At 61.7% G+C, this 20,314-nt stretch carries 16 protein-coding genes; 9 read left to right on the forward strand and 7 right to left on the reverse strand.

Annotated elements, in window-relative coordinates; genetic code table 11:
- On the forward strand, positions 1–296 hold a 296-nt coding region (locus BT264_RS27905; protein ID WP_072467054.1), incomplete at its 5' end, for an IS5/IS1182 family transposase.
- A gap of 130 nt (positions 297–426) precedes the next feature.
- On the opposite strand, the gene BT264_RS27910 is transcribed toward BT264_RS27905, so the two are convergent.
- A complete protein-coding gene (locus BT264_RS27910; protein ID WP_143155770.1) occupies positions 427–1,410 on the reverse strand; it encodes an HNH endonuclease signature motif containing protein in 984 nt (327 codons plus the stop codon).
- 219 nt (positions 1,411–1,629) lie between these two features.
- Here BT264_RS27910 and BT264_RS27915 point away from each other — a divergent pair, with 219 nt between their 5' ends.
- Positions 1,630–2,805 (forward strand): HNH endonuclease, encoded by a 1,176-nt coding sequence (locus BT264_RS27915; protein WP_256260717.1) that lies wholly within the window; start codon positions 1,630–1,632, stop codon positions 2,803–2,805.
- Between the two features lie 78 nt (positions 2,806–2,883).
- Here the strand turns inward: BT264_RS27915 and BT264_RS27920 are convergent, their stop codons facing one another.
- Genes BT264_RS27920 through BT264_RS27930 form a run of 3 tightly spaced genes read right to left on the reverse strand, consistent with a single transcriptional unit; the run spans position 2,884 to position 5,271 of the window.
- Complete coding sequence (locus BT264_RS27920) at positions 2,884–4,002, reverse strand: DUF3396 domain-containing protein (protein ID WP_072442914.1); 1,119 nt, start codon at positions 4,000–4,002, stop codon at positions 2,884–2,886.
- Positions 4,003–4,006: 4 nt separating this feature from the next.
- On the reverse strand, positions 4,007–4,747 hold the full coding sequence (locus BT264_RS27925; protein WP_072442916.1) for a VRR-NUC domain-containing protein: 741 nt from the start codon (positions 4,745–4,747) through the stop codon (positions 4,007–4,009).
- Entirely contained in the window at positions 4,744–5,271 is a 528-nt protein-coding gene (locus BT264_RS27930) for a PAAR domain-containing protein (RefSeq protein WP_059560249.1), read from the reverse strand. The genes BT264_RS27925 and BT264_RS27930 overlap by 4 nt, the downstream gene beginning before the upstream one ends.
- Positions 5,272–6,512: 1,241 nt before the next feature.
- Between BT264_RS27930 and tssI (BT264_RS27935) the strand changes: the two genes are divergently transcribed.
- From tssI (BT264_RS27935) to BT264_RS27950, 4 genes are read left to right on the forward strand one after another with little or no spacing between them, the layout of a single operon-like run.
- Positions 6,513–9,413: a type VI secretion system Vgr family protein gene (tssI, locus tag BT264_RS27935; protein ID WP_072442919.1), complete on the forward strand. Its 2,901-nt coding sequence runs from the start codon at positions 6,513–6,515 to the stop codon at positions 9,411–9,413.
- A 3-nt stretch (positions 9,414–9,416) separates the two neighbouring features.
- Positions 9,417–9,965, forward strand: a complete 549-nt coding sequence (locus BT264_RS27940) for a hypothetical protein (RefSeq protein ID WP_256260718.1) — start codon at positions 9,417–9,419, stop codon at positions 9,963–9,965.
- Positions 9,966–9,989: 24 nt separating this feature from the next.
- Positions 9,990–11,888, forward strand: coding sequence for a TIGR02594 family protein (locus tag BT264_RS27945; RefSeq protein ID WP_072442922.1), 1,899 nt, complete (start codon positions 9,990–9,992; stop codon positions 11,886–11,888).
- A complete protein-coding gene (locus BT264_RS27950; protein ID WP_072442924.1) occupies positions 11,875–12,426 on the forward strand; it encodes a hypothetical protein in 552 nt (183 codons plus the stop codon). Before BT264_RS27945 ends, BT264_RS27950 begins: the two co-directional genes overlap by 14 nt.
- A gap of 100 nt (positions 12,427–12,526) precedes the next feature.
- Here BT264_RS27950 and BT264_RS27955 read toward each other — a convergent pair whose 3' ends face one another.
- Together BT264_RS27955 and BT264_RS27960 are read right to left on the reverse strand one after the other, a co-directional pair.
- A complete protein-coding gene (locus tag BT264_RS27955) occupies positions 12,527–13,261 on the reverse strand; it encodes a LytR/AlgR family response regulator transcription factor (RefSeq protein ID WP_072442926.1) in 735 nt (244 codons plus the stop codon).
- A 1-nt stretch (position 13,262) separates the two neighbouring features.
- Complete coding sequence (locus tag BT264_RS27960) at positions 13,263–14,285, reverse strand: sensor histidine kinase (protein WP_371287118.1); 1,023 nt, start codon at positions 14,283–14,285, stop codon at positions 13,263–13,265.
- Between the two features lie 472 nt (positions 14,286–14,757).
- Between BT264_RS27960 and BT264_RS27965 the strand changes: the two genes are divergently transcribed.
- Both BT264_RS27965 and BT264_RS27970 read left to right on the forward strand, forming a co-directional pair.
- Positions 14,758–15,300 carry a hypothetical protein gene (locus BT264_RS27965; protein WP_072442928.1) on the forward strand — a complete coding sequence of 181 codons (543 nt, stop codon included), beginning with the start codon at positions 14,758–14,760 and terminating at the stop codon, positions 15,298–15,300.
- A gap of 361 nt (positions 15,301–15,661) precedes the next feature.
- Entirely contained in the window at positions 15,662–15,865 is a 204-nt protein-coding gene (locus tag BT264_RS27970; RefSeq protein WP_072442930.1) for a hypothetical protein, read from the forward strand.
- 61 nt (positions 15,866–15,926) lie between these two features.
- On the opposite strand, the gene BT264_RS27975 is transcribed toward BT264_RS27970, so the two are convergent.
- Positions 15,927–16,727: a cystine ABC transporter substrate-binding protein gene (locus BT264_RS27975; RefSeq protein WP_072442933.1), complete on the reverse strand. Its 801-nt coding sequence runs from the start codon at positions 16,725–16,727 to the stop codon at positions 15,927–15,929.
- 370 nt (positions 16,728–17,097) lie between these two features.
- Between BT264_RS27975 and tssI (BT264_RS27980) the strand changes: the two genes are divergently transcribed.
- Positions 17,098–20,277 carry a type VI secretion system Vgr family protein gene (gene tssI, locus BT264_RS27980; protein WP_072442935.1) on the forward strand — a complete coding sequence of 1,060 codons (3,180 nt, stop codon included), beginning with the start codon at positions 17,098–17,100 and terminating at the stop codon, positions 20,275–20,277.
- Positions 20,278–20,314 lie beyond the last annotated feature (37 nt).

Consider the following 20,314-nt stretch of genomic DNA (forward strand, 5'->3'; position numbering starts at 1 on the left):
ACCCGCTGCAGAGACCGCGCGTTGTCTACGCCGATCGCGGTTACGACTCCGAGCGACATCGACGAGCATTGCGCAATCGCGGTATCGAGCCGGTGATCGCCAAGCGCCGTACCGAACATGGCAGCGGCCTGGGCAAATATCGCTGGGTCGTCGAACGCACACATGCCTGGTTGCATCACTTCCGTCGCCTCCGGATTCGTTTCGAGCGTCGCGCCGACATTCACGGGGCGTTCCTCAAACTCGGTTGCTGCCTGATTTGCTGGAATACCCTCCGGCGCGCCGAACAGCCTTTATGAAACCGTCTCTTAGTGGACGCGGTTAGACAACGCTCTAGAGTCATGCCGCCGTATGCAGACGCGGCGCACCTAATCCGGTCTAACGAGCACGGCCAGAGAATCTGCCCGTGAGGTTGCAACGGCACATCGCTTACTCGTGGCCAGAACAGTTAGTCAGCTTCACGCCGGCGAACTGCTTGTAGTGTTCGAAAACGGTAGGGTGTAGTTCGACTGCCCCATCGTCACCGATCCAAAGCAGATGATTGTCATAGAGAGCATGGAGGTCCTTGCGCAATAGGTAGCCGTCGCTCGCACTGTTGTGGCCCAGCTTCCAGTTGCGCCCATGCTTGTGTGCAGCATCCAATGCCTTGACGACTGTGCAACCGCTAATTACACACGCTCCCTTGCAGGCCAAATATACGCGCCTGCGAAATGCAGCCTGGTCCGGTCTACTTTCGACGCTGACGAAACGGGCTGCCTTGACCTCCAGTGTGTCGGGTTCTGCTGCGATATCCGCCTCGTCCTCGTCAGCGGCATTCCAGAATGCGTAAAGCCGCTGGCGCTCTGCTTCATCATCGGACACATGAAATTCCTTCGCCAGTCCTTGTGAGCACCGCTGAGTCTTTTTGCCGACAATGAGTGCGGTGATGATCGGCTCGTCGCGATTGTCGGCCTGATGGCCGAGGTAGTCCATTGTATGTCGCAAGCTGAACCGATCGATGCCGAAGGCGTCCATGACTTGCCCGTACGTGACGACCCGCTTGTCGCGTGCGACTTCAATCAACCAGGTCCGCATGGCAGCAAGCTTCGGACGATATGCTGCTTCACTTCGCGAGGTTGGAGGCTTCCTGCTTGCGGCCTGGTCGAGAAGCGACATGATTCGTGGTTTCACATTGGCCCCGACATTGCCCGCGGGCTTCAATCCAGGAATCCACTGTCTGCCCGCTTCTTGCAGCACCGCTGAGATGTTTTGCATTCGATACTCAAATGCCTTATCGGTACGGCCAAACCGGGACGCCAAGTCGCGATATATTTTTCGTTTGGAGTATGGTCTTTGCTCTGCTTCGAGCGTCGCCATGTTCGCGTATGCTTCCACGGCAGCCGCAAGTTCGTCGTCGCTCCAGTTTTGTGCCATCTTCAGTCCCCGACGTATAGACGCCTATTCGGTCACGATGATAGATCGCAGGACGATAAAGCGGGCAGCGGCGTCGAGCAATTTTTGCGTAGCTTCTCAGTCGGACGAGCAAGTCGCCCGGAGAAATGGTTCACAGTCGCGTTTGTCTTGGGTTTCGCCACAACAGCTTCCAAGGATGGATGCAGTTCCGTCGGGTTCCGAAGCCTCTCGCATCGAAAAGTGATTCTTGACACCACAGAAATGACACTCTGCATCTATTGCCGGAAGCCGAAGAGCAAAGGGGATCTCACACTGGAACACGTGATTCCCCAGTTCCTCGGCGGCGCCTGCGTTCCTGACGAATTCAAGACTCGATCAGTGTGCAAAAGCTGCAATAACGACTTGGGCCTGTTCGTCGACGCCAGTTTCGAGAAGCATTGGTTCGTCACGGAGAAGCTTCGCGAGATCCATTACTCGACCTTCGATCCTAGTCAGGAAGTCGGGCTGCCACTTATATGCATGGGGCATTCGGACTTGCGGCCGCCGATGATGGAGGAGGGGGAAACGTGTGAGGCGTGGCTCGGGCCGCTAGGCGAGCAAATCTACTGGGTACGCAAAGACGATTCGAGACTGTACTGGTATTCCGGTGGCAATCCGCGAACAGTCAAGAAAGCAGCCAGCCGTGCTTACTATCTATTCAGCGAGCGGTCGCCCAAGAATCCAGCATTGTCGTTGCGAGCATTTCGCGACTCTTTTGCAGGCCGGCGAGTCAGGAAAATCATGTGTACGACCGTCGATTTTGATCCGAAGGTCATTGGATTTTCCGACCCGGACGAACTGGACAAGACACGGATCGACTACATCCTTCGGAATTGCCTAACGAAGCCGCGGCGTCGTAACCGCGTGAGGATGTATGTGCATTACGACGTTCGGTTCATGGCAAAGTTGGCAATTGGTATGGCTCATTGCCTGTTCGGCGAGCGAGTTCTCAGCACGACCTACGCCAACATGTTGCACAAGGGACTATGGCACCGGCCCGATGAAGACGTACCTGAGCTGCAGGGGGCGACCGATTGGATGAAGCCGCGCGACCCGCACTTCGCAAAGGTCATGGGGGATCCCGATGCAGTCACGATCGCGATTGTCCCTGTCGCCAATGCTGTCGCCGTCAATTTAAACCTTGGCGAGTCGATGAATTGGAGCATCCAGTGCGCGAGCGGAGAGAGTCTAGCCCCCGAGGACATTGAGGCGCTGGGAATGGGGCGCGTTATTGTCCTGTACCCGCAGCTGCATCGATCCGTTGATCTGCCTATGGTCGACTATATTGCACATAAGATCGGGAATCGCCCGCACCCCAAGCTGACAGAAATCGGTGCGATGTTGAATCGCAATCGTGATTACCTTAAGAGTCTTTGATTGCAACCGGGGCCAGCGTGCAAGCGGTGGCAGCGATGTTGCGTATGACGGATCACAAGGCGCTGCCTCACCGCAACATCACGCCGTTTCGCCGTGCAGCTTCGGCGTCTTGTGTAGCTCGACCCAGAAGCCGTTGAGTTGATCATCCTGTACGTTGAACCGGCGCAGCCAACCTTCGGTCGCTACGACCGTATTTAGCAGGGGCGCAGTACTGTCCAGTGTCCCGTCTTGCAGCGTATCGACCTCATCCGCGATGATCGGCCGCAGCGCGTGGTTCAGAATGACGTACGCGGCGGGTGGAGATACGGGAATGCCTGGTCCATTGGATACGCCGGACTGCGGCGCGACGCCGGCCTGAATAATCAAGCCCCCGTTCCCCAGCGGAATACAGGCGAACCAATCTGGCGGGAGTCCGAGTGCCGATGCGCCGCCGACAGCCGCGACTAAGTCCGCATCGAGCGCGTTGAGCCAGTCAACGGTCTTGATCTTCGTGTAAAGCTTGCGAACGGTGGAACGCATTGGATCGCCGACGTCGATTCCCGGCCCGAAACGGCGCGCGTAGAAATACTCGCTGGCTTCGTTTGGTCGCCGCCCCATTGGAGGCACGTTCACAGCTAGCCCGCCATGGCCGCTAACCGTCGGCAACGCTTCTGCGAATGCGCGGAACATCGCCTCGAATACGCCGGGGCGGTGCGCGATAAACGCACGCGGTACCGTGAAGACCAGTCCGTCGAGCCCGCGTTTCCGTGCAGCCTTCTTTTCGCTAAGCGCGAACACCGTGAATTCATAGAACCCGGTCGCGAGCTTGTGCTCGGCGCTGGTGATCGCGACCGCAAGGGCCTCGTCGGCGGGGACGCTGGTCGCGAGACTTTCGAATCCCGGAGACTTGTCGTACTGGATCGGTTCTTCTCCCTCGGAATAGAACCAGCGCAGCGGCCCGGACTTCGACGGCGTCTGGCCGGCCGCCACTTCGAGCGCGTGTTGATATTCCTCGATCGCCGCGTTGTACTGCTTGAAGCAGCGCACTAGCGCTTGCCGAACCTCCGACGTGAAACCGTTGTGGAAGTAAAGCACACCCCGCACTACAAGGGCGGCACCCGTGATCCCTTTTTGGTGCACGGGCTCGTAAAGCCCGAAAGGCATAGTGTCCGCACGGCGCGGATCTTTGGCCCAAGCTTCAATTTCGTCGTTCGTCATGGCGTCAAAGCGGGAGCGGGAATGCAGGTGGCGGCAATGAGGGCGCGGTCGGGAGCGGTGGGCCTCCGGGCGCGCTGCTATTACCGCCGAACAAGTCGTCAAGCTCGGATTGTCGCGCGGATTGCTTCGAGCGCGAAGGTTCCTTCTGGCCGTCGTCGTCACCGCATCCGCAATCAGCCGCGCCGAGGTGGACAAACTTCGACGGGCCGCCCGCGATTTCGATGTAGTCGTCTTCCTGATCAGGGCCGTATCGATCGCCGGGGAACTTCATTTCCACGACGGTCTTGATATTCGATTGCTCCGGGGGTTTCGACGGATCGTTCACGATGACGACGTCAGGGCGGCGGACGTCGCCTTTCTCGTATTTCCTGCCCTTGCTGGGCCACACGTCCTTGATCCACTGGCGAATGCCCGAATTGGGCTCCAGCGGATCGTCGTAGTCCATGATCGGCTCGGGTGGATTCGTCGTCATATCGTACGGTTGTTCCGGCCGGTATTCCGTTGGAACGCCCGTCTGCATCTTCGACACCTCATTGGGTAGCCCGAGGCGCATTTCGACGCAGCGCTGCCGCTGGATTGTTCCGGCTTTCGTCGCGACGCCGATCCGACGGCACTCGCAGAACGTGTGACACAGAACTTTCCGATCCTTCGGAGAGAGTTTGGAGGCGCTTAATCCAACCTGCGTTGTCTGGCCACCGGTGCTCGAGCCCCCAGTTGACGACCCTGGGGAGTAGGGGCCGGTCATGCATCGCTCCCGGGCTGATGGAACGACAGCGATGCCGCTTGGTGACTGCTGATCCAATCGGTGTGGCCGCTCGCGTCCGTCGTGCCTTGAATCGTTTGGCCGTCCGCCGACGTGACCGTGTATGGGTGATTCGGGATCGGCGCGCGTGTCTTGTCGTCGACGAGCTGGAAGCGGCCGCGATATGCGCCATCGTCTTGCGCGGTCGTCTGCGTGACTACACTTTTGCCTGCGCCAACCGAGCCGCCTGCGCCGGAGGTCGGCTCTACCGTCGCCATGCCTTGCGATGCTATCAGCGTCGCACCGCATGCAGTCTTGTCGCCTTCGGTCGCCACAGCCCGGCCGCCAAACGTCATGCTGCGAACGCGGACGCCGATGATTGGGTAGACGCCGCTGCACTTGGGACACGACACCATGTCGCCTTCGAGCGCGAGTGGCTTGCCGAAGACGATGTTGGTAGACGTGCAGGCGAGCACCCGGCCACCGTGCGAAGTCGTATCGCCTTCCCGAATGAACGCAGAACTCATGCCGAATCCTCTGTTGAAATTTTGCGAGGACTGTAGCACGCACCGAATAAGGGTAACTACCCTGTCAAAGTTGCCGGGAGGCTTCGCAGGCGAATGGCGCGGTGCAATTTTTGACCGTCCAAAGTCACTTTTCATTGAACACAAGGCCAGCTTTTGCCGTTGCATCGGGGAGGGCTGCGGCACGGGAGTTTCTTTGCGCGCAGCGTTCCAGACCGCAGGGTGCTTCTCGACATGGCGGGCGTCATGCGACGTATTTGCCGGCTATCTCCAACTTTGTCTCCAAGTAAATGGGTGTTTTGGAGATACACTTGGAGATAGTCGGACCCTTGACCAGTAAGGCTTTCGGGGTGAATTGAGCCTATATCTCCAAATCTCCAGAAGTTTTCTGTTCGGGCGGCCGACGATTGGCGACTTACGCCACAATTTTTCGCTCGATGGCCTCATCCGCATGGGCTCTACCGATTGGGGGTATGTTTGGGGGTTCATGTTCCAATCGTCGATTCTATTTTCGTTTTGAATCAATAGATTGGATGAGGATTGTTGATCCTGCAGCCGAACGAAGGGCCAGGAGATTTTCTCCTGGCCCTTCGTCTTTTCTGCGGTCGAGTTACCGTTCGAGTGAACTGCCGTTTGGCCCTGTCGCGACATACGGTCCCCCCACCTCGATGGCGGCCAATATGGCCGACAAATTTCCATAGCGGCAACGCGCAAGCCCTGGCCGTCTGCGATTTCCCTTCAGGTACGAGCGTCGCTCATAGTCGCTACCTAACATACTTGCTTCCCACGCCGAGCCGCATCACGTGCACAGCACGCAAGCGCCTCGCTCGACATCTCCCCATGCCGCACCGCATTTCTTCGCGAGACTGCTGAGGTCGACGCTCGTATTGCCGCAAGCGCATGCGTTACAGGCCGGTTTTCGGACGAGTTGCCGAATCGGTGGCAAGCGTTTGGCGCCACGGAAAAGTGTCTGTCAGATGGTTGCGAGCGCATTGGTTTATCCAACGAATCAGCGGGCTGGAGCACGGCGAGTCGGCAAAAACTGCGTGAAATATTTCTTTTTGGCTACACATTGCTTTCGTTATTGGCATGCATTGTAAGTTTGTGACGGACATCTATTTCAATTGCCATTTTTGACACAGATCGGCGGACGAAAACCGGTAGAATCGCCAGCGATTCGAGAGCGGGGCCAACTCCATGAGAGAGGAGAGAGGCCCACATAACAAGAGCGACACGGATAAATCATGACTATGACCGAACTGGTCCAGGCCATTCGCGGCGGCCTGATTCAGCAGGATCGCCTGCTCAAGACGGAGATTCCGTCGCTGCCGCCGAATGCAGTCGTGCCACGTCGTGCAGTGACCAGTTCCGAGCTGGGGCGCGACTTCAGCGTGACGCTCGACATGGTTTCGGCGTCCGGCAATATCGAACTCAAGACACTGATTGCACAGCCGATGACGCTGTGGGTCCAGCAGGTGGATAAATCTTATCTGCCCGTCAACGGTTACATTCACACTGCGAGACGTCTTGGTGCAGACGGAAGCCTTACGACCTATCAACTGACGTACGGGTCGTGGATGCATTTCCTCAAATTCCGCAGCGATATGCGGTATTGGCAGGACCAGCCGGCGGATCAGATCATCGCCGATGTGTTCAACCAGCATCCGCAGGCGCAAGGCCATTTCCAGTTTGCGTTGTCGCGACCGCTCCGGTCGCGGTCGTACTGTCGCCAAAGCGAAACCGACTGGAATTTCGTCCACCGGCTGATGGAAGATGAAGGCCTGTTCGGCTTCTGGCAGCATGGCAAGGACGGCAAGTCCCATACGCTCGTCATCACGGATGATGTGCATTCGCTCGATGAAGCATCGTCGCGCCACGCGAAGTTCTATCGCTCCGGAGCGAGCAGCGAAACCGATGCGTTGACGCAGTGGTCCGGTTCGCGAACGCTTCAAAGCGCGATGCACACGACGCGTACGTTCGACTACAAGTCACCGTCGACGGCCTTCAACCCCAACGGGACGACGTTGCCTACGCGCAGCGATCAGGGGAGCCTTCCCGAGCAGACGGAAGTCTACGAATATACGGGCGCCTACACCTATCAGGACCAGAATCACGGCGAGCAGCTGTCGAAAATTCGTCTCGAGGAATGGGAGTCGCGCGCAAAACGCTTCTTCGGTGTCGGCGGGCTGCGCGGCGTCGACGCGGGCCAGCGCTTCGTACTGGACAATCATCCCGAGCACGATCGCGACCCGGAAGGCGAGCGCGAATTCGCGGCGATCAAGGTCTGGCGATACATCGAAAACAATCTTCCGGTGTCAGCCCACGAAGCCGGATTTCCACACGGATTGCGCGACCGACTGGCACAGGTGAAAGCTGTGTATGTCTACGCCGGTGCATTCGCGGTATCGCACGCCGACGGCTCGGCGGGGTTCCATCTCGTCGAGATCGAGGCGCAGCGGACCACCGTGCCGTACCGTAGCCCGCTCGAGCACAAGAAGCCGCAGATGGAGCTTGAGACGGCGATCGTCGTCGGTCCGAAGGGCGAAGAGGTGCATACGGACGAACTGAACCGGGTCAAGGTCAGGTTCGTCTGGGATCGGCAGAATCAGGGCGACGAGCGCGCTTCTTGCTGGGTTCGCGTCGCGCAATCGGACACGGGGGGCGGCTACGGAAGCGTACATGTTCCGCGTGTCGGCGAAGAAGTGCTAGTCGGCTATGTCGGTGGCGATTGCGACCGGCCGATGATTCTTCACCGCGTCTATAACGGCGCCGTCAGGCCGCAATGGCACAGCAACGGCATCATGTCCGGCTACCGGTCGAAAGAGTATGCGGGTGCCGGGTACAACGAGATGGTTCTCGATGATGCAACCGGGCAGAACCGCATGCGCCTTTACAGCAGCAGTGCCAATTCGCTGCTGCATCTCGGATACCTGATCGATCACACCGGCAACGCGCGCGGGTCATACCTCGGTACCGGCTTTGACCTGAGAACCGATTCGCACGGCGCTGTGCGCGCGGCGCAGGGGCTTTACGTCACGACGCACCCGAAACAGGTGAACAGCCAGCCGCTCGATGTCCGTGAAACGCAACAGCAGCTCGTCAATGCGGAAAGCGTGGTCGAAGCGTTATCGGATGTCAGCGAGCAGCATCGGGCCGAGACGCTCAAGCCCGGCTACGACGCACTGAAGAAATTCGTCGACGCGACGCAGGAAAACACCGCCGGCGTCACGGCCGGCGGACGGACCGCGGGAGGCGGGACCGGTAACGCCAATGCGTTCAACGAATCAGTCATGCTGTTCGGCAGCCCGGCAGGCATCGCCCTGTCCACGCAGCAGAACACGCATGTGTCGGCCGACCAGCACGTCAATCTCGTCAGTGGCCAAAATACGCACATCGCGGCCGGCAAATCGCTGATTGCGAGCGTGGCCGACAAGCTGAGCCTGTTTGTGCAGAACGCGGGAATGAAGCTGTTCTCGGGCAAGGGCAAGGTGGAAATCCAGGCGCATTCCGACAACATCGAACTGACGGCGCAGCGTGACGTCAAGGTGCTTTCGTCGACGGCGACGGTCGAGGTTGCCGCGGACAAGGGGCTGGTGCTGACGTCGGGCGGCGCGTATATCCGCATCCAGGGCGGCAACATCGAGATTCACGCACCGGGAAAGGTCGACGTGAAGGGTGCGCAACACCTGTTCAACGGGCCGGCCAGCATGCCGTATCCGCTGCCGCCGTTGCCGACCGGCGAATTGATCGCCAAGCACAGCCTGCGCTTTGCAGCGTTCGGCGCAGACCAGATGGCGGACAATTTCGGCTGGATCGGCAAGCCGTTCCAGATCGTCGACAGCGCCGGCAAGGTGCTTCACGCAGGGCAAGTTGCCGAAGACGGCAGGCTGCCGCGTATGATTCTCGACCAGCCCGACATGCTGACGCTGCGGATCGGTTCGGACACGTGGCAACCGCATCCGGTAACGATCGAACCGCGGTTGCACGACGAAGACGGTGAAACGGGATCCGAACCGATGTCCCCAGACGACGATCCATTCCATCTCGGCATTGCGGATCGTGCCGGGCAGTTCGTCGATGTCGACCATATCGCGGCAGTGATTCCGTCGACCGTCATGACCCGCATTCTCGAAGGTGAAGAGTAATCCATGAAATCACTCAGTTTCCTGCGCTTCGTGACGCTGGCTGTTGCCGCGTTTGTCACCGCCGCGCTACCGCTGCGCAGTGCGTATGCCGAACAGTACGAGAGCGGCGCCGTTCGCTGGAACGTGAAGGACGGCGTGCTGATGCTGACGGCCGGCGTGTTGTCCGACAACGCCCGGTTGCGCTACCTGAATTACACGTTCTATATGGAGACCGGCGATCACACGCTGTATCAGATCCCGATCGTTAATGACAAGAAGAAGCTCAACGACTACCAGCTGTCGTTCAGCACATTCAATGGCGGTGACGACATCATCACCGACGCGATGGTGTCGGTGAAAGGCGGCAACGTCTACCTGGTTACAGCGCACAAGGACGCTACGCACGGTTATAACCGGCCCGGTGCCGTGAAGACCAGAACCTACCGATTGTTTGCCGGCGGCGAAGTTGAGTGGACTTATTATTTCGCCCCGGTTTCGGAGGGGCAGTATTCCGAGAAGCAGGACTATACGGTCGAGCGAGCGCTGTCGGAGACGGCGAAGTTGTTGCGCTGATTTCGGTATCCCGAGCATTCCGACATGACGAAATTCATTTCCGCGACACACGACAAGGCGACGCTGACCGTCCAGTACGTTGCCGACAACGGGGATATCCTGCTGCGCAGCGGCGGGGCGATCGCATGGCGATTCAACAACCCCGGCAACATCCGGCCGCCGCGCGATTACAAGAAGCACCCGAACGGCGGGATCATCAAGACGCACATCGGTGTCGGCGACACCAAGAGCGGCGAGTTCCTGATCTTTCCCGATTACGAGACCGGCCTGAAGGAAAAGAAGGCGATGCTGCGCCGGAAATACAATCCGATGTCGATCTCCGATGCGATGTATGTCTATGCGCCGCCGCTAGAGAACAATACGGAGAAGTACATCGCGTTCATTTGCGATGGAACCGGGTTCGATCGCACGCGCAGGATCGATTCGATGAGCGATGCCGAGCTCGATTCGATGATGAAGACGATGGAGAAGTACGAAGGGTTCAACGCGTTTATCAAGTCACGGCACGAGCAGTGGATCCGTACGGCAACGGTGACGCTCTCGGATGGCGCAAAGCCGATTCCCGACCAGAAGGTTGTCGTGCAGAGCAAGGGCAAGACCCTGTCGACGAAGACGGACCGGACGGGGCAGCTTCCGCTGTTGCCGTTCGAAGCGGCAGGTGAGCAGTTCAAGCTGTTCATCGAGCGGTCCGAAGGGCTGAAGGAAATCGGCACGATCGTGACGCAGGCGAAATCGTCGGCCTATGTGTTCTTCCACGATCTGCTTGCGGTTTCGGCCCCGACCGGCGCGCACTTTGCGAAGGATCCCGTCCGTCACGACAAGCCTGCGGGCTTTCGTTACAAGATCGTGTCCCACGATACGCTTGGCAAGATCGCCGCAAAATTCAAGGTGAGCGTCGAGCAGTTGCAAAAGGATAATCATCTGCATTCGACGAGAATCTTCGCCGGCGATTATCTGTATATCAACATGACGAAGCCGGCGGACGAGCACGCACCGCGTTCGCCAGGCCATTCGAAGCCGGACGCCGCGCCGGCGCACACGGATGGCAGCAACAGCGGCACGGGCAAACCGGCCGGCGACGGCGTCGGACAGAAGATCGACCTGAGCCAGATCGCGAAACCGGCTCCGGGAGCGGCGGCACCGGCTGGCACGACGAATCATCCGAAGGCGGGCGTGCCCGCTGCAGCGAGCACGGGGACCGGTGCTGCGCACGCGGAGTCGGCCAGTGCTGCGGCACCTGTTACGGGTTCGGATGCGGGTGCCGTGGCGTCAGTGCCCGCGACTGCAAACAAGCCGGGTAAGCCCGGCGCCACGCTCGATCGCAGCAAGCAAGGGCAAGGGCATCCGATTGCGACGCTGAACACGGATTCAGGCGAGGCGCCGTGGATGGCGCATGCAATCGAACAGGCCAAGTTATGGCACGGGCAGAAAGAGGACGTGATTACGCAGACGATCAACTATCATGAGGAAGTCGGCGTCAATCTCAAGACGCTGGTCGGCAACGGCAATCCATGGTGCGCGTCGTTTGCAAACTGGTGCCTGCATCAGGCCGGGTATCCGATGACGTCCGCACCGGCGGATTCGCAATCGTTCCGGCACAGCAAGAACTTCGTGAAGATCGACAAACCCGTGTTCGGCGCCGTTGCCATCTACAAGCATCCGAAGGGCGGACATGCGGCTTTCGTCTATGCGCAGACGAGCACGGGCGCACCGATCCTGCTTGGCGGAAACCAGAGCGATGCAATCAACTTCGGCATGCAGAAGGCCTCGGAGCTGAAGGGGTTCTTCGTGCCTGCCAGTTACCTGAAGTTTGCGCAGGATCGTCTGGCCAAGGGCATAGGGCTCGAAAAGAGCACGCCGAAAGACCTCAACAACGAGTTTCACATTACCTTTGCTCAGAAAAAGAAAAATGCAGATCGTTAAGACGTGGTACATCACCGCCCTGGTTTCGGTGCTGGCCGGCGGCAGTACCGTCGCATTTTCCCGACCGCTGGCGCAAGACTGCCTGACGCAAGCCGAGGTCAAGCAGATGGACCGCGACTTCTGGGCGACTTTCCCGTCGCCGGACGGTTTCGCCGCCTACGCGGCGCCGAAGTTTTCGCTGGGTACCAATATCACGGAGCTTTCGCAGTCGCTTGCAGCGACTACGAGTGGTCCTGCGCGGGCGCGTGCCGTCGCCGCATTCCTTGCCCAGCATCCGGACGTGTTCGGATCGTTCAAGACTGAGCACGACTCGGCATACCTCTACTATCCCGGGCACGATCACAGTCCGGATGCCGTGCGTACTTCGTCGACGTTCCCTGTCGGGCAGTGCGTTTCCGAATTCAATTACTCGACCGATCTGAGTCATGCCCAGTGCGTCGCCGGGCAGCGTATCCGGGCATACAGTCTGTCGTTCATCAAGGACAAGGGGCGCGTGATGCTGCGAACGGGCGTGCTCGGACTCGACTCCTGCAACTGAACTGCGCGCCGCTGCACGGACTGACGCCCTGAGGCTTCTGTCGGGTAAGCGGCATGACGGCGGCAAGTTGCGACAGTCCTGCGCATGGAGGCAGATAGCGTCACATCTGCCTGAACAACCCCGCATACGCGCGACTGACCGGCAGCATTCCCCTCTGCCCGCGCACCCGAATCCGCAACCGTCCCAGCAAATCGCGCTCGACGCGATCGATCGTCGCATACGCGACGATCACGCCGCGGTGCACCTGCGCGAACCGCTCCGGATCGAGCCGTTGCATCAGCTCCTTCAACGGCGTGCGAATCACGAGCCGTTCGCCGGCGGTGACGACTTCCGTGTACTTGTCCGATGCCTGGAAATACAGCACGTCGTCGACCGATACGAGTCGCGTCGCATCCTTCACGCCCACGGTCAGCCAGCGGATCGGCGCGGCATCCCGCGCTTGCGTCGCCTGAGCCAGCGCAGCGGCGTGCGCGACAACCGGCCCGCCGCGCTGGAGCTTCGCGATACAGCGCAACAGCCGCTCGTCCGTCACCGGTTTCAGCAGGTAGTCGACCGCCGCGCGATCGAACGCGTCGACCGCATATTCGTCGTAGGCCGTGACGAACACGACATGTACATCAGGCACCAGCGCAGCGAGCTTCAACCCGTCGATACCGGGCATCCGGATGTCGAGAAACGCGATGTCCGGGCGCGGCGACGCGTTCAACGCGGCCAGCGTCGCGATGCCGTTGCGCGGCATCGCGACGATCTCCAGTTCGGGCCAGAGCTGTCGCAGCCGCTGCGCGAGCGATGCGGACAGGTTCGGTTCGTCGTCGGCGATGAGGGCGGTCGGCATGTCAGTCGATCGGAATCAGCAGGGTTGCGGTGACACCGTGCGCGGCGCCGGTGTTCGTCTCGACGGTGACGCGGCCGCGCTCGCCGTGCAGCGTCCTGATGCGTGCGGCGACGTTGGCGAGCCCGACGCCGCCATGCAGGTGCGTGTCGCTTTTACCGAGGCCGATGCCCGTGTCGATCACGTTCAATGCGAGCCTGTCGCCTTGCATCCTTCCGCGAATGACGATTACGCCGCCGTCGATCGACGGCTCGATCCCGTGCAGCAGCGCATTCTCGACGAGCGGTTGCAGCAGCAGCGGCGAGAACGGCAACGTGTGCAGATCCGCCGGCACGTCGATCGCATACGACAGCCGCTCGCCGAGCCGGATCGACGCGATCTTCAGCAAAGCGTCGACGAGTTCGAGCTCTTCGCCGAGCGTCGACTTCGCATTGCGCGTGCGTCGGAGGCTTGCACGCAGGTATCGGTTCAGGCTGTCGAGCATCGTCGATGCGCGCGCCGGATCTCGCCCGATCAGGCTCTGCACGTTCGCGAGCGTATTGAACAGGAAGTGCGGTTCGATCTGCGCCTGCAGCAACGCCAGGCGCGCGGCGGTCTCGGCCTGGCGCGCTTCGGCGGCTTCGCGCCGCTCGGTTTCGAGCGTCGCACGCATGCGCATGGATTGCAGGAACAGCGACACGCATACGAACAGGACGGCCGAAACCAGGAACGACGGCCCGTAGTTGTCCCACGAGACGATGCGTGCCGAACCGAGCACATGCGGCACCTTCCCGCCGATGATCGCCGCCGCGATCTCGAAACCGGCGAAGACGCTGACCGGTGCGATCACGACGGCCTTCAGCGCAAGCCCCGACACGCGTGGCAGCAGCCGGTTGGCGGCAACACTCGACAGCAGCGCGCAGAAGCCGATGGCGTTGGCGACGACGAGGTAGGGGGCGACGGGTTCGTTGAAATGGATGACCCAGAAGCCCAGGCCGACGACCGAGTTGAAGCACGCAAACCCGAGCAGCGCCATCGGATCGCGCAGCCATTGCGGCGCGCTGCCGGCGGGCGGCTGCGGAATCGGCGAAGTGTCGGACCTGGCTCGCATGATGTCGGGTGAGTGTGGGCGCGTGATGCGCATAGGGCCTGACTTTACCGCCGGATGTGCCGGCAGCGTACGAGCTGCGACGAACGGTGCGCGGCTTCGACGAAGCGCATCGGCCGCCGACGGTTGGCCGGTTTCGGTCACGAGTTTAGTGGAACGCGTTGCAGAAGGGCATCGGACGACACCGGTTTCGCGCCGCGCACGAAACGCCGATCGGTTGTCGAAGCGGGGCCTTTCGGATGTTGTCGAATGCCTGATTCGATGGCGCGTCAATCCTCCCGGCTCGCCGAACGACCGTCGCTACGACGTGCAATTCGTCCGCGAATTCCTGCCTCCCGTCGCAAACCGCGCCGCGCGAAGGGGCCGGGCAGTACGGTGTAGCCGTGTCCATACCGATCAGGCGACTCCAACCATGTCCGCGCTCTTTCACCTGAAGCCTTACGTGTGCGTGATGTTCTGCATGCTGCTCTACATCGGCATCAAACGCTGTTTCCCGCGCGAGGTGCCGGCGGCGCGACCGCTGATCTCGCCCGTCGCGTTCGGGATGCTCGGCATCGTCAGCCTGAACGGACTCTTTCCGCACGCGGGCATCGACGCGAATGCGATCGCGCTGGCGGCTACCCTGGCCGGCGCCGCGCTGGGCTGGCTGCATGCGAGCCGCTGGCGGCTCGCGTTCCGTGCGACGCCGTCGGGCTTGCGCGTGCGCCTGCCCGGCGATGCGAGCCTGCTCGTCACGCTGATGCTGACTTTCGTCGCCGAAACCTGCATGCATTACGCGGTTGCCGCACGCGCGCCGTGGGCGGCGGCGAGCGGCTTCGTGATGCTGTCGTTCGCGGTGTGGGGCGTGCTCGTCGGGATGCCGCTCGGGCGTGCGGTGAACGTGTTCGTGCGCTGCATGCGCGATGCTGGCGAATCGGCACGCAGCGGCATTCCGTATTCGGTTGATCCGCGCTGACAGGCGCGAAAAGGAAAGCGGGAAAGCGCGCGGCTGGCGGCCACGAACGCGAGGCACTTCATCTTCGGCAACCGGATCGGTATCGGACCGAACGCGCGTGCGACGCGCGCCGTTGCTCCCCGTTCTACTGTCACGGTCGCGTCACGATGCGCCCATAAGGTTACGTTCCCGTCGCGGCGACATCGCCGGGGCCGGGGCGTGCGCAACCAGCTTCCGACGACGTGCCCGCGTCGCAGGCGGGCAACCGGGATCTCGCTCCCGGCGGCGTACCGTTCACGCATTCCACCATTTCATTCGAACATTTGAAAACACGATCGACGCCGATTCGACCCGGATCGCGAACGATCAGGAGACTGGGACCATGCTGAGTCCGCATGAATTCTCGATGCTGCTGCGCATTGCGCGTGCGCCTGACAGCGTCGATCAATCGAATCAGGCCTTCGCCGTGCTGGTCGAAAAGCGGCTGGTCGTCGATACGCAGGTGCGCATGAACGCGGTGGCGGCGCGCCCGGCGCTGACGCCGATCGGCCAGATGCTGCTGGCGCGCTTCGACGAAGCGGCCTGAGAGGAAGCGTCACGCCTTCATCGAGACGAAGGGCGTGACGCGCCGAGACGCCGGAAACCGCTTACTGCGCGACCGGCACCGTCACGTCGCTGCCGAACCAGTGCATCGAGATCTTCTTCAGCGTGCCGTCCTTTTGCAGCGACTCCAGCGCGTTGTTGATCGCCTTCTCGAACTTCGGGTTGCCCTTGCGGAACGGGATCGCCATTTCCTGCTTGCCGCCGTTCAGCACCGCGCCCGCGCGCAGCGGCAGGTTCGACGTCTTGATCATGTACGGCAGCATCAGGCGATCGTCGAGCGTCGCCTCGATCCGGCCCGCGGCGAGGTCGCGCAGCTTCTCCGGCGCGCCCGGATACGTCTGCACCTCGATGCCCGGCACGGTGCGCGCCATCTGGTCGTAGTTGGTGCCGAGCGTCACGCCGAGCTTCTTGCCCTTGAAATCGTCGAGCGACTTGAAGTTGCGCGTGTCGTCCTTGCGCTGGATCAGCTGCGCGGCCGAGTACGTGTACGGCTGGCTGAAGTCGAGCACTTCCTTGCGCTGCGGCGTGATCGTGACCTGGTTGACGATCACGTCGAACTTGCCGGCCTGCAGGCCCGCGATGATGCCGCTCCATTCGGTCGGGATGAACTGCGTCTTCACGCCGAGCTTGCCGGCGACCGCGTTCGCGACGTCGACGTCGAAGCCTTCGAGTTGACCCGACGTACCGCGCGAATTGAACGGCGGATACGTGCCTTCGAGGCCGACGCGCAGCACGCCGGCTTTCTTCACCGAATCGAGCAGGTCTTCCGCGTGCGCGGCGACGGCCGTGAAGCCGACGGCCGATGCGAGCAGCAGGCCCGACAGCAGGAACTTCGAACGTTTCATCGCAGATCTCCAGTGTTCAGTACGGTGTTGTGGTGAGCGCCGGGCGCCGGCCGCGCCCGGTGGGCCGCAATACGGGCACGTAGACACTACTCGCAACCGCGCCGCACCGAAAGTCGAATTGGCCCTGATTGCAATCGATTTCATGGGGAGAGGCGACTGACTTCCTGTGGGGTGGACAGGAATCGGTTCGGCTGGGGGGGCGAGCAATTCGGTGAGCAGTCCCGCCCGGATATTTTCCGATTGCACTCGAAATGTTCTTTTAAATCAGGTCATATCTCGGGTTCGTGCCGTAATTTATCTGTAAAATCGCGCGAGCGGAATCAAATGCCGGCGCCATCCGAGGGCGCGTCAAAAGAAGAAAAGGCCGTTCATGAACATGCAGAACACAATTGCCGCATTGCGCGGCGGGTTGCTTCAGCAGGGCCGGCTGCTGAAGCTCGATACGCCGTTAGGAGCCAATACCCTGACCGTGCAGCGGGCGGTCGGCCGTTCGCGCATCGGGCGTGCGTACGAGTTCACGCTCGACGTGCTGTCGACCGATAGCGATCTGGAACTTAAAAAGCTGATCGCGCAGCCCGTCACGTTGTGGATTCAGCAGGGCGACCGCAGCTACCGGCCGATCAACGGATACGTGCATACCGCGCGCCGGCTGGGCGCCGACGGCGGGCTCACGACATATCAGCTCGCGTTCGCCGATTTCACCCATTTCCTGAAGTTCCGCCGCGATCAGCGGCTCTGGAACGACACGACCGTCGACCAGATCATTTCCGACGTGCTGAACAAGCATCCGCAGGCGCAAGGCCATTTCCGCTTTGCGCTGTCGAAACCGCTGCCGAACCGGTCATACACGCGCCAGCACGACACCGACTGGCATTTCGTGCATCGGCTGATGGAGAACGAAGGGCTCTACTGCGCGTGGCAGCAGGCTGACGACGGCAAGTCGCATACGCTCGTGATCACCGACAACCTGCAGGCGTTCGCGCCGCTGTCGCCGGAGGCCGTGCGCTTCTATCACGGCGGCGCGGCCAGCGAAGCCGACGCGTTCACGCAATGGTCGGGCACGCGTACGCTGCAGAGCGTGACGCGCACGACGCGCACGTTCGACTACAAGAATCCTTCGCAGCCGTCGAACCCGAAAGGCACGTCGCTGCCGACGATGGGCGGCCAGGGCGAGTTGCCCGACCAGCTCGAAGTCTACGAGTACACGGGCGCTTATACATACCTGGACCAGACGCGCGGCGACCATCTGACAAAGGTCAAGATGGAGGAATGGGAGTCGCAGGCAAAGCGTTTTCATGGCGCGGGTGGCGTGCGCGCGATCGATGTGGGCAGACGCTTCACGCTGGCCGACCATCCCGAGCACGATCGCGATCCCGCCGATCAGCGCGAATTCGCCGCGATCGAGGTGGCGTGGTGGATCGAGAACAATCTGCCCGTCGCGAGCGACAGCGCGGACTTTCCATACAGTCTGCGCGAGGCATTGACGCAGGCGCAGGAGCGCTACGGCGCCGATCCCGCATTTCGCGTGCCGCACGATGATGGCTCGACCGGCTTCTATCTCGTCGAAGTCGAAGCGCAACGCGCGAGCGTGCCGTATCGCAGCCCGTTCGAGCATCACAAGCCGGAGATGCATCTCGAGACGGCGATCGTCGTCGGGCCGCAGGGCGAGGAAGTCTATACGGACGCGTTGAACCGGATTCGCGTGCAGTTCGTGTGGGACCGCCTGAACCCGGGCAACGAGAATGCATCGTGCTGGGTGCGCGTCGTGCAGTCGGATACGGGGGGCGGCTACGGCGGCGTGCACGTGCCGCGCATCGGCGAGGAAGTGCTGATCGACTACGTCGGCGGCGACTGCGACCGGCCGCTTGCGGTCGGGCGCGTGTACAACGGCGCGAACCAGCCGCAGTGGCATACCGACGGGATCCTGTCCGGATATCGGTCGAAAGAGTATTCGGGCAGCGGCTACAACCAGCTCGTGATGGACGACGCGACCGGGCAGAACCGCGTGCAGCTGATGAGCAGCAGCGCGAACAGCCTGCTGCATCTCGGTTACATCATCGACCAGAGCGGCAATTCGCGCGGCGCGTATCTCGGCAGCGGGTTCGACCTGCGCTCCGATGCGTACGGTGCGGTGCGGGCGAGCCAGGGCCTGTACGTGACGACGCATCCGAAGGCGGCGAACAGCCAGCCGCTCGACGTGAAAGAGGCGCAGCAGCAGCTCGTGACGGGCGAGAGCCTGGTCGAGGCGATGTCGGGCGTGAGCGAACAGCATCAGGCGGAAAGCCTGAAGGACGCGCAGGACACGATGCGCGCGTTCACGGACGCGACGCAGGACAGCGCATCGGGCAGCGCGTCCGGCGGACGTACGGCAGGCGGCGGCACGGGCAATGCGAACGCGTTCAAGGAGCCGGTGATGCTGTTCGGCAGCCCGTCGGGAATCGGGATGTCGACGCAGCAGTCGGTGCATGTGGTTGCGAATGATCACGTGAACGTCGCGAGCGGACAGAGCGTACACGTCGCGGCGGGCAAGTCGCTGATCGGCAGCATCGGGCAGAAGCTGAGCCTGTTCGTGCAGAACGCGGGGATGAAGCTGTTCGCGGGCAAGGGCAAGGTCGAGATCCAGGCGAAGTCGGACAACGTCGAGGTGACCGCGCAGAAGGCGGTGAAGATCGTGTCGGCGACCGACCGGATCGAGATCGCGGCCGATCAGGGGATTCTGCTGACGAGCGGCGGCGGGTATATCCGCATTCAAGGCGGGAACATCGAGATTCACACGCCGGGTGCGGTGGATGTGAAGGGCGCGTCGCATACGTTCGCTGGGCCGGCGAGCATGGGGTATCCGTTGCCGAGTCCGCGGCCGGATCAGCCGGGGCAGCTCGAGCTGTTTCACAAGTACGTGAACGGCGAGGCGGTGAAGGGCGGGCTGTTCACGGTGAAGGACGTGAACGGCGCGGTGCTGAAGAAGGGCGCGCTCGACAACAGCGGCTACACGGTCGTGAGCGGGCTGCCGCCCGGTGCGGTGCGTGTCGAGTTCGGCAAGGACCCACGCGAGTCGGATCAGCCGGCGAACTACTTCAAGCAGGCGAAGTGGCCGGCGGAGCCCGTCGAGCCATCGCCGGAAGCCGCGCAGGCAGCGGCGACAGGGCAGCTTGCCAGCCAGTTGCAGGGGATGACGCCTGCCGCGGCGACGGCTGCCATGGGGTTCGTGAGCGGCGGTGGCGCAGGCGCTGCGCTGGGCGGGCTGGCGAGTTCCGCGATGCCGGCTGCGGCGACTGCGCTCGGCGGCGCGGGCGTGGCGTCTGCGTTGCAGACGGCTTCGAGCCTGAGCGGTGCCGCGAAGCAGGTGGCCGGGATGGTGCAGGCTGCACGGCAAGGCGGACTCGCGGCGCTGGCCGCGCCGGCGGCGAACGCCGCATCCGGGGCGCTGCAGGGCGCATTGCCCGGTGTCGCGGGGATTGCGGGCAAGGGCGCGACGACGGTGGCGTCGGCGGCCGGTGCGACCGGCATGAAGCTGCCGACGAGCGGGTTTGGCGGACCGCTGAAATCCTGAGAGGGCGGCGCGTCAGCCGTCAAGAACAACTAAATCG

The sequence above is a fragment of the Burkholderia sp. NFPP32 genome (assembly GCF_900119325.1).
GTDB classification, from domain to species: Bacteria; Pseudomonadota; Gammaproteobacteria; order Burkholderiales; family Burkholderiaceae; genus Burkholderia; species Burkholderia pyrrocinia_C.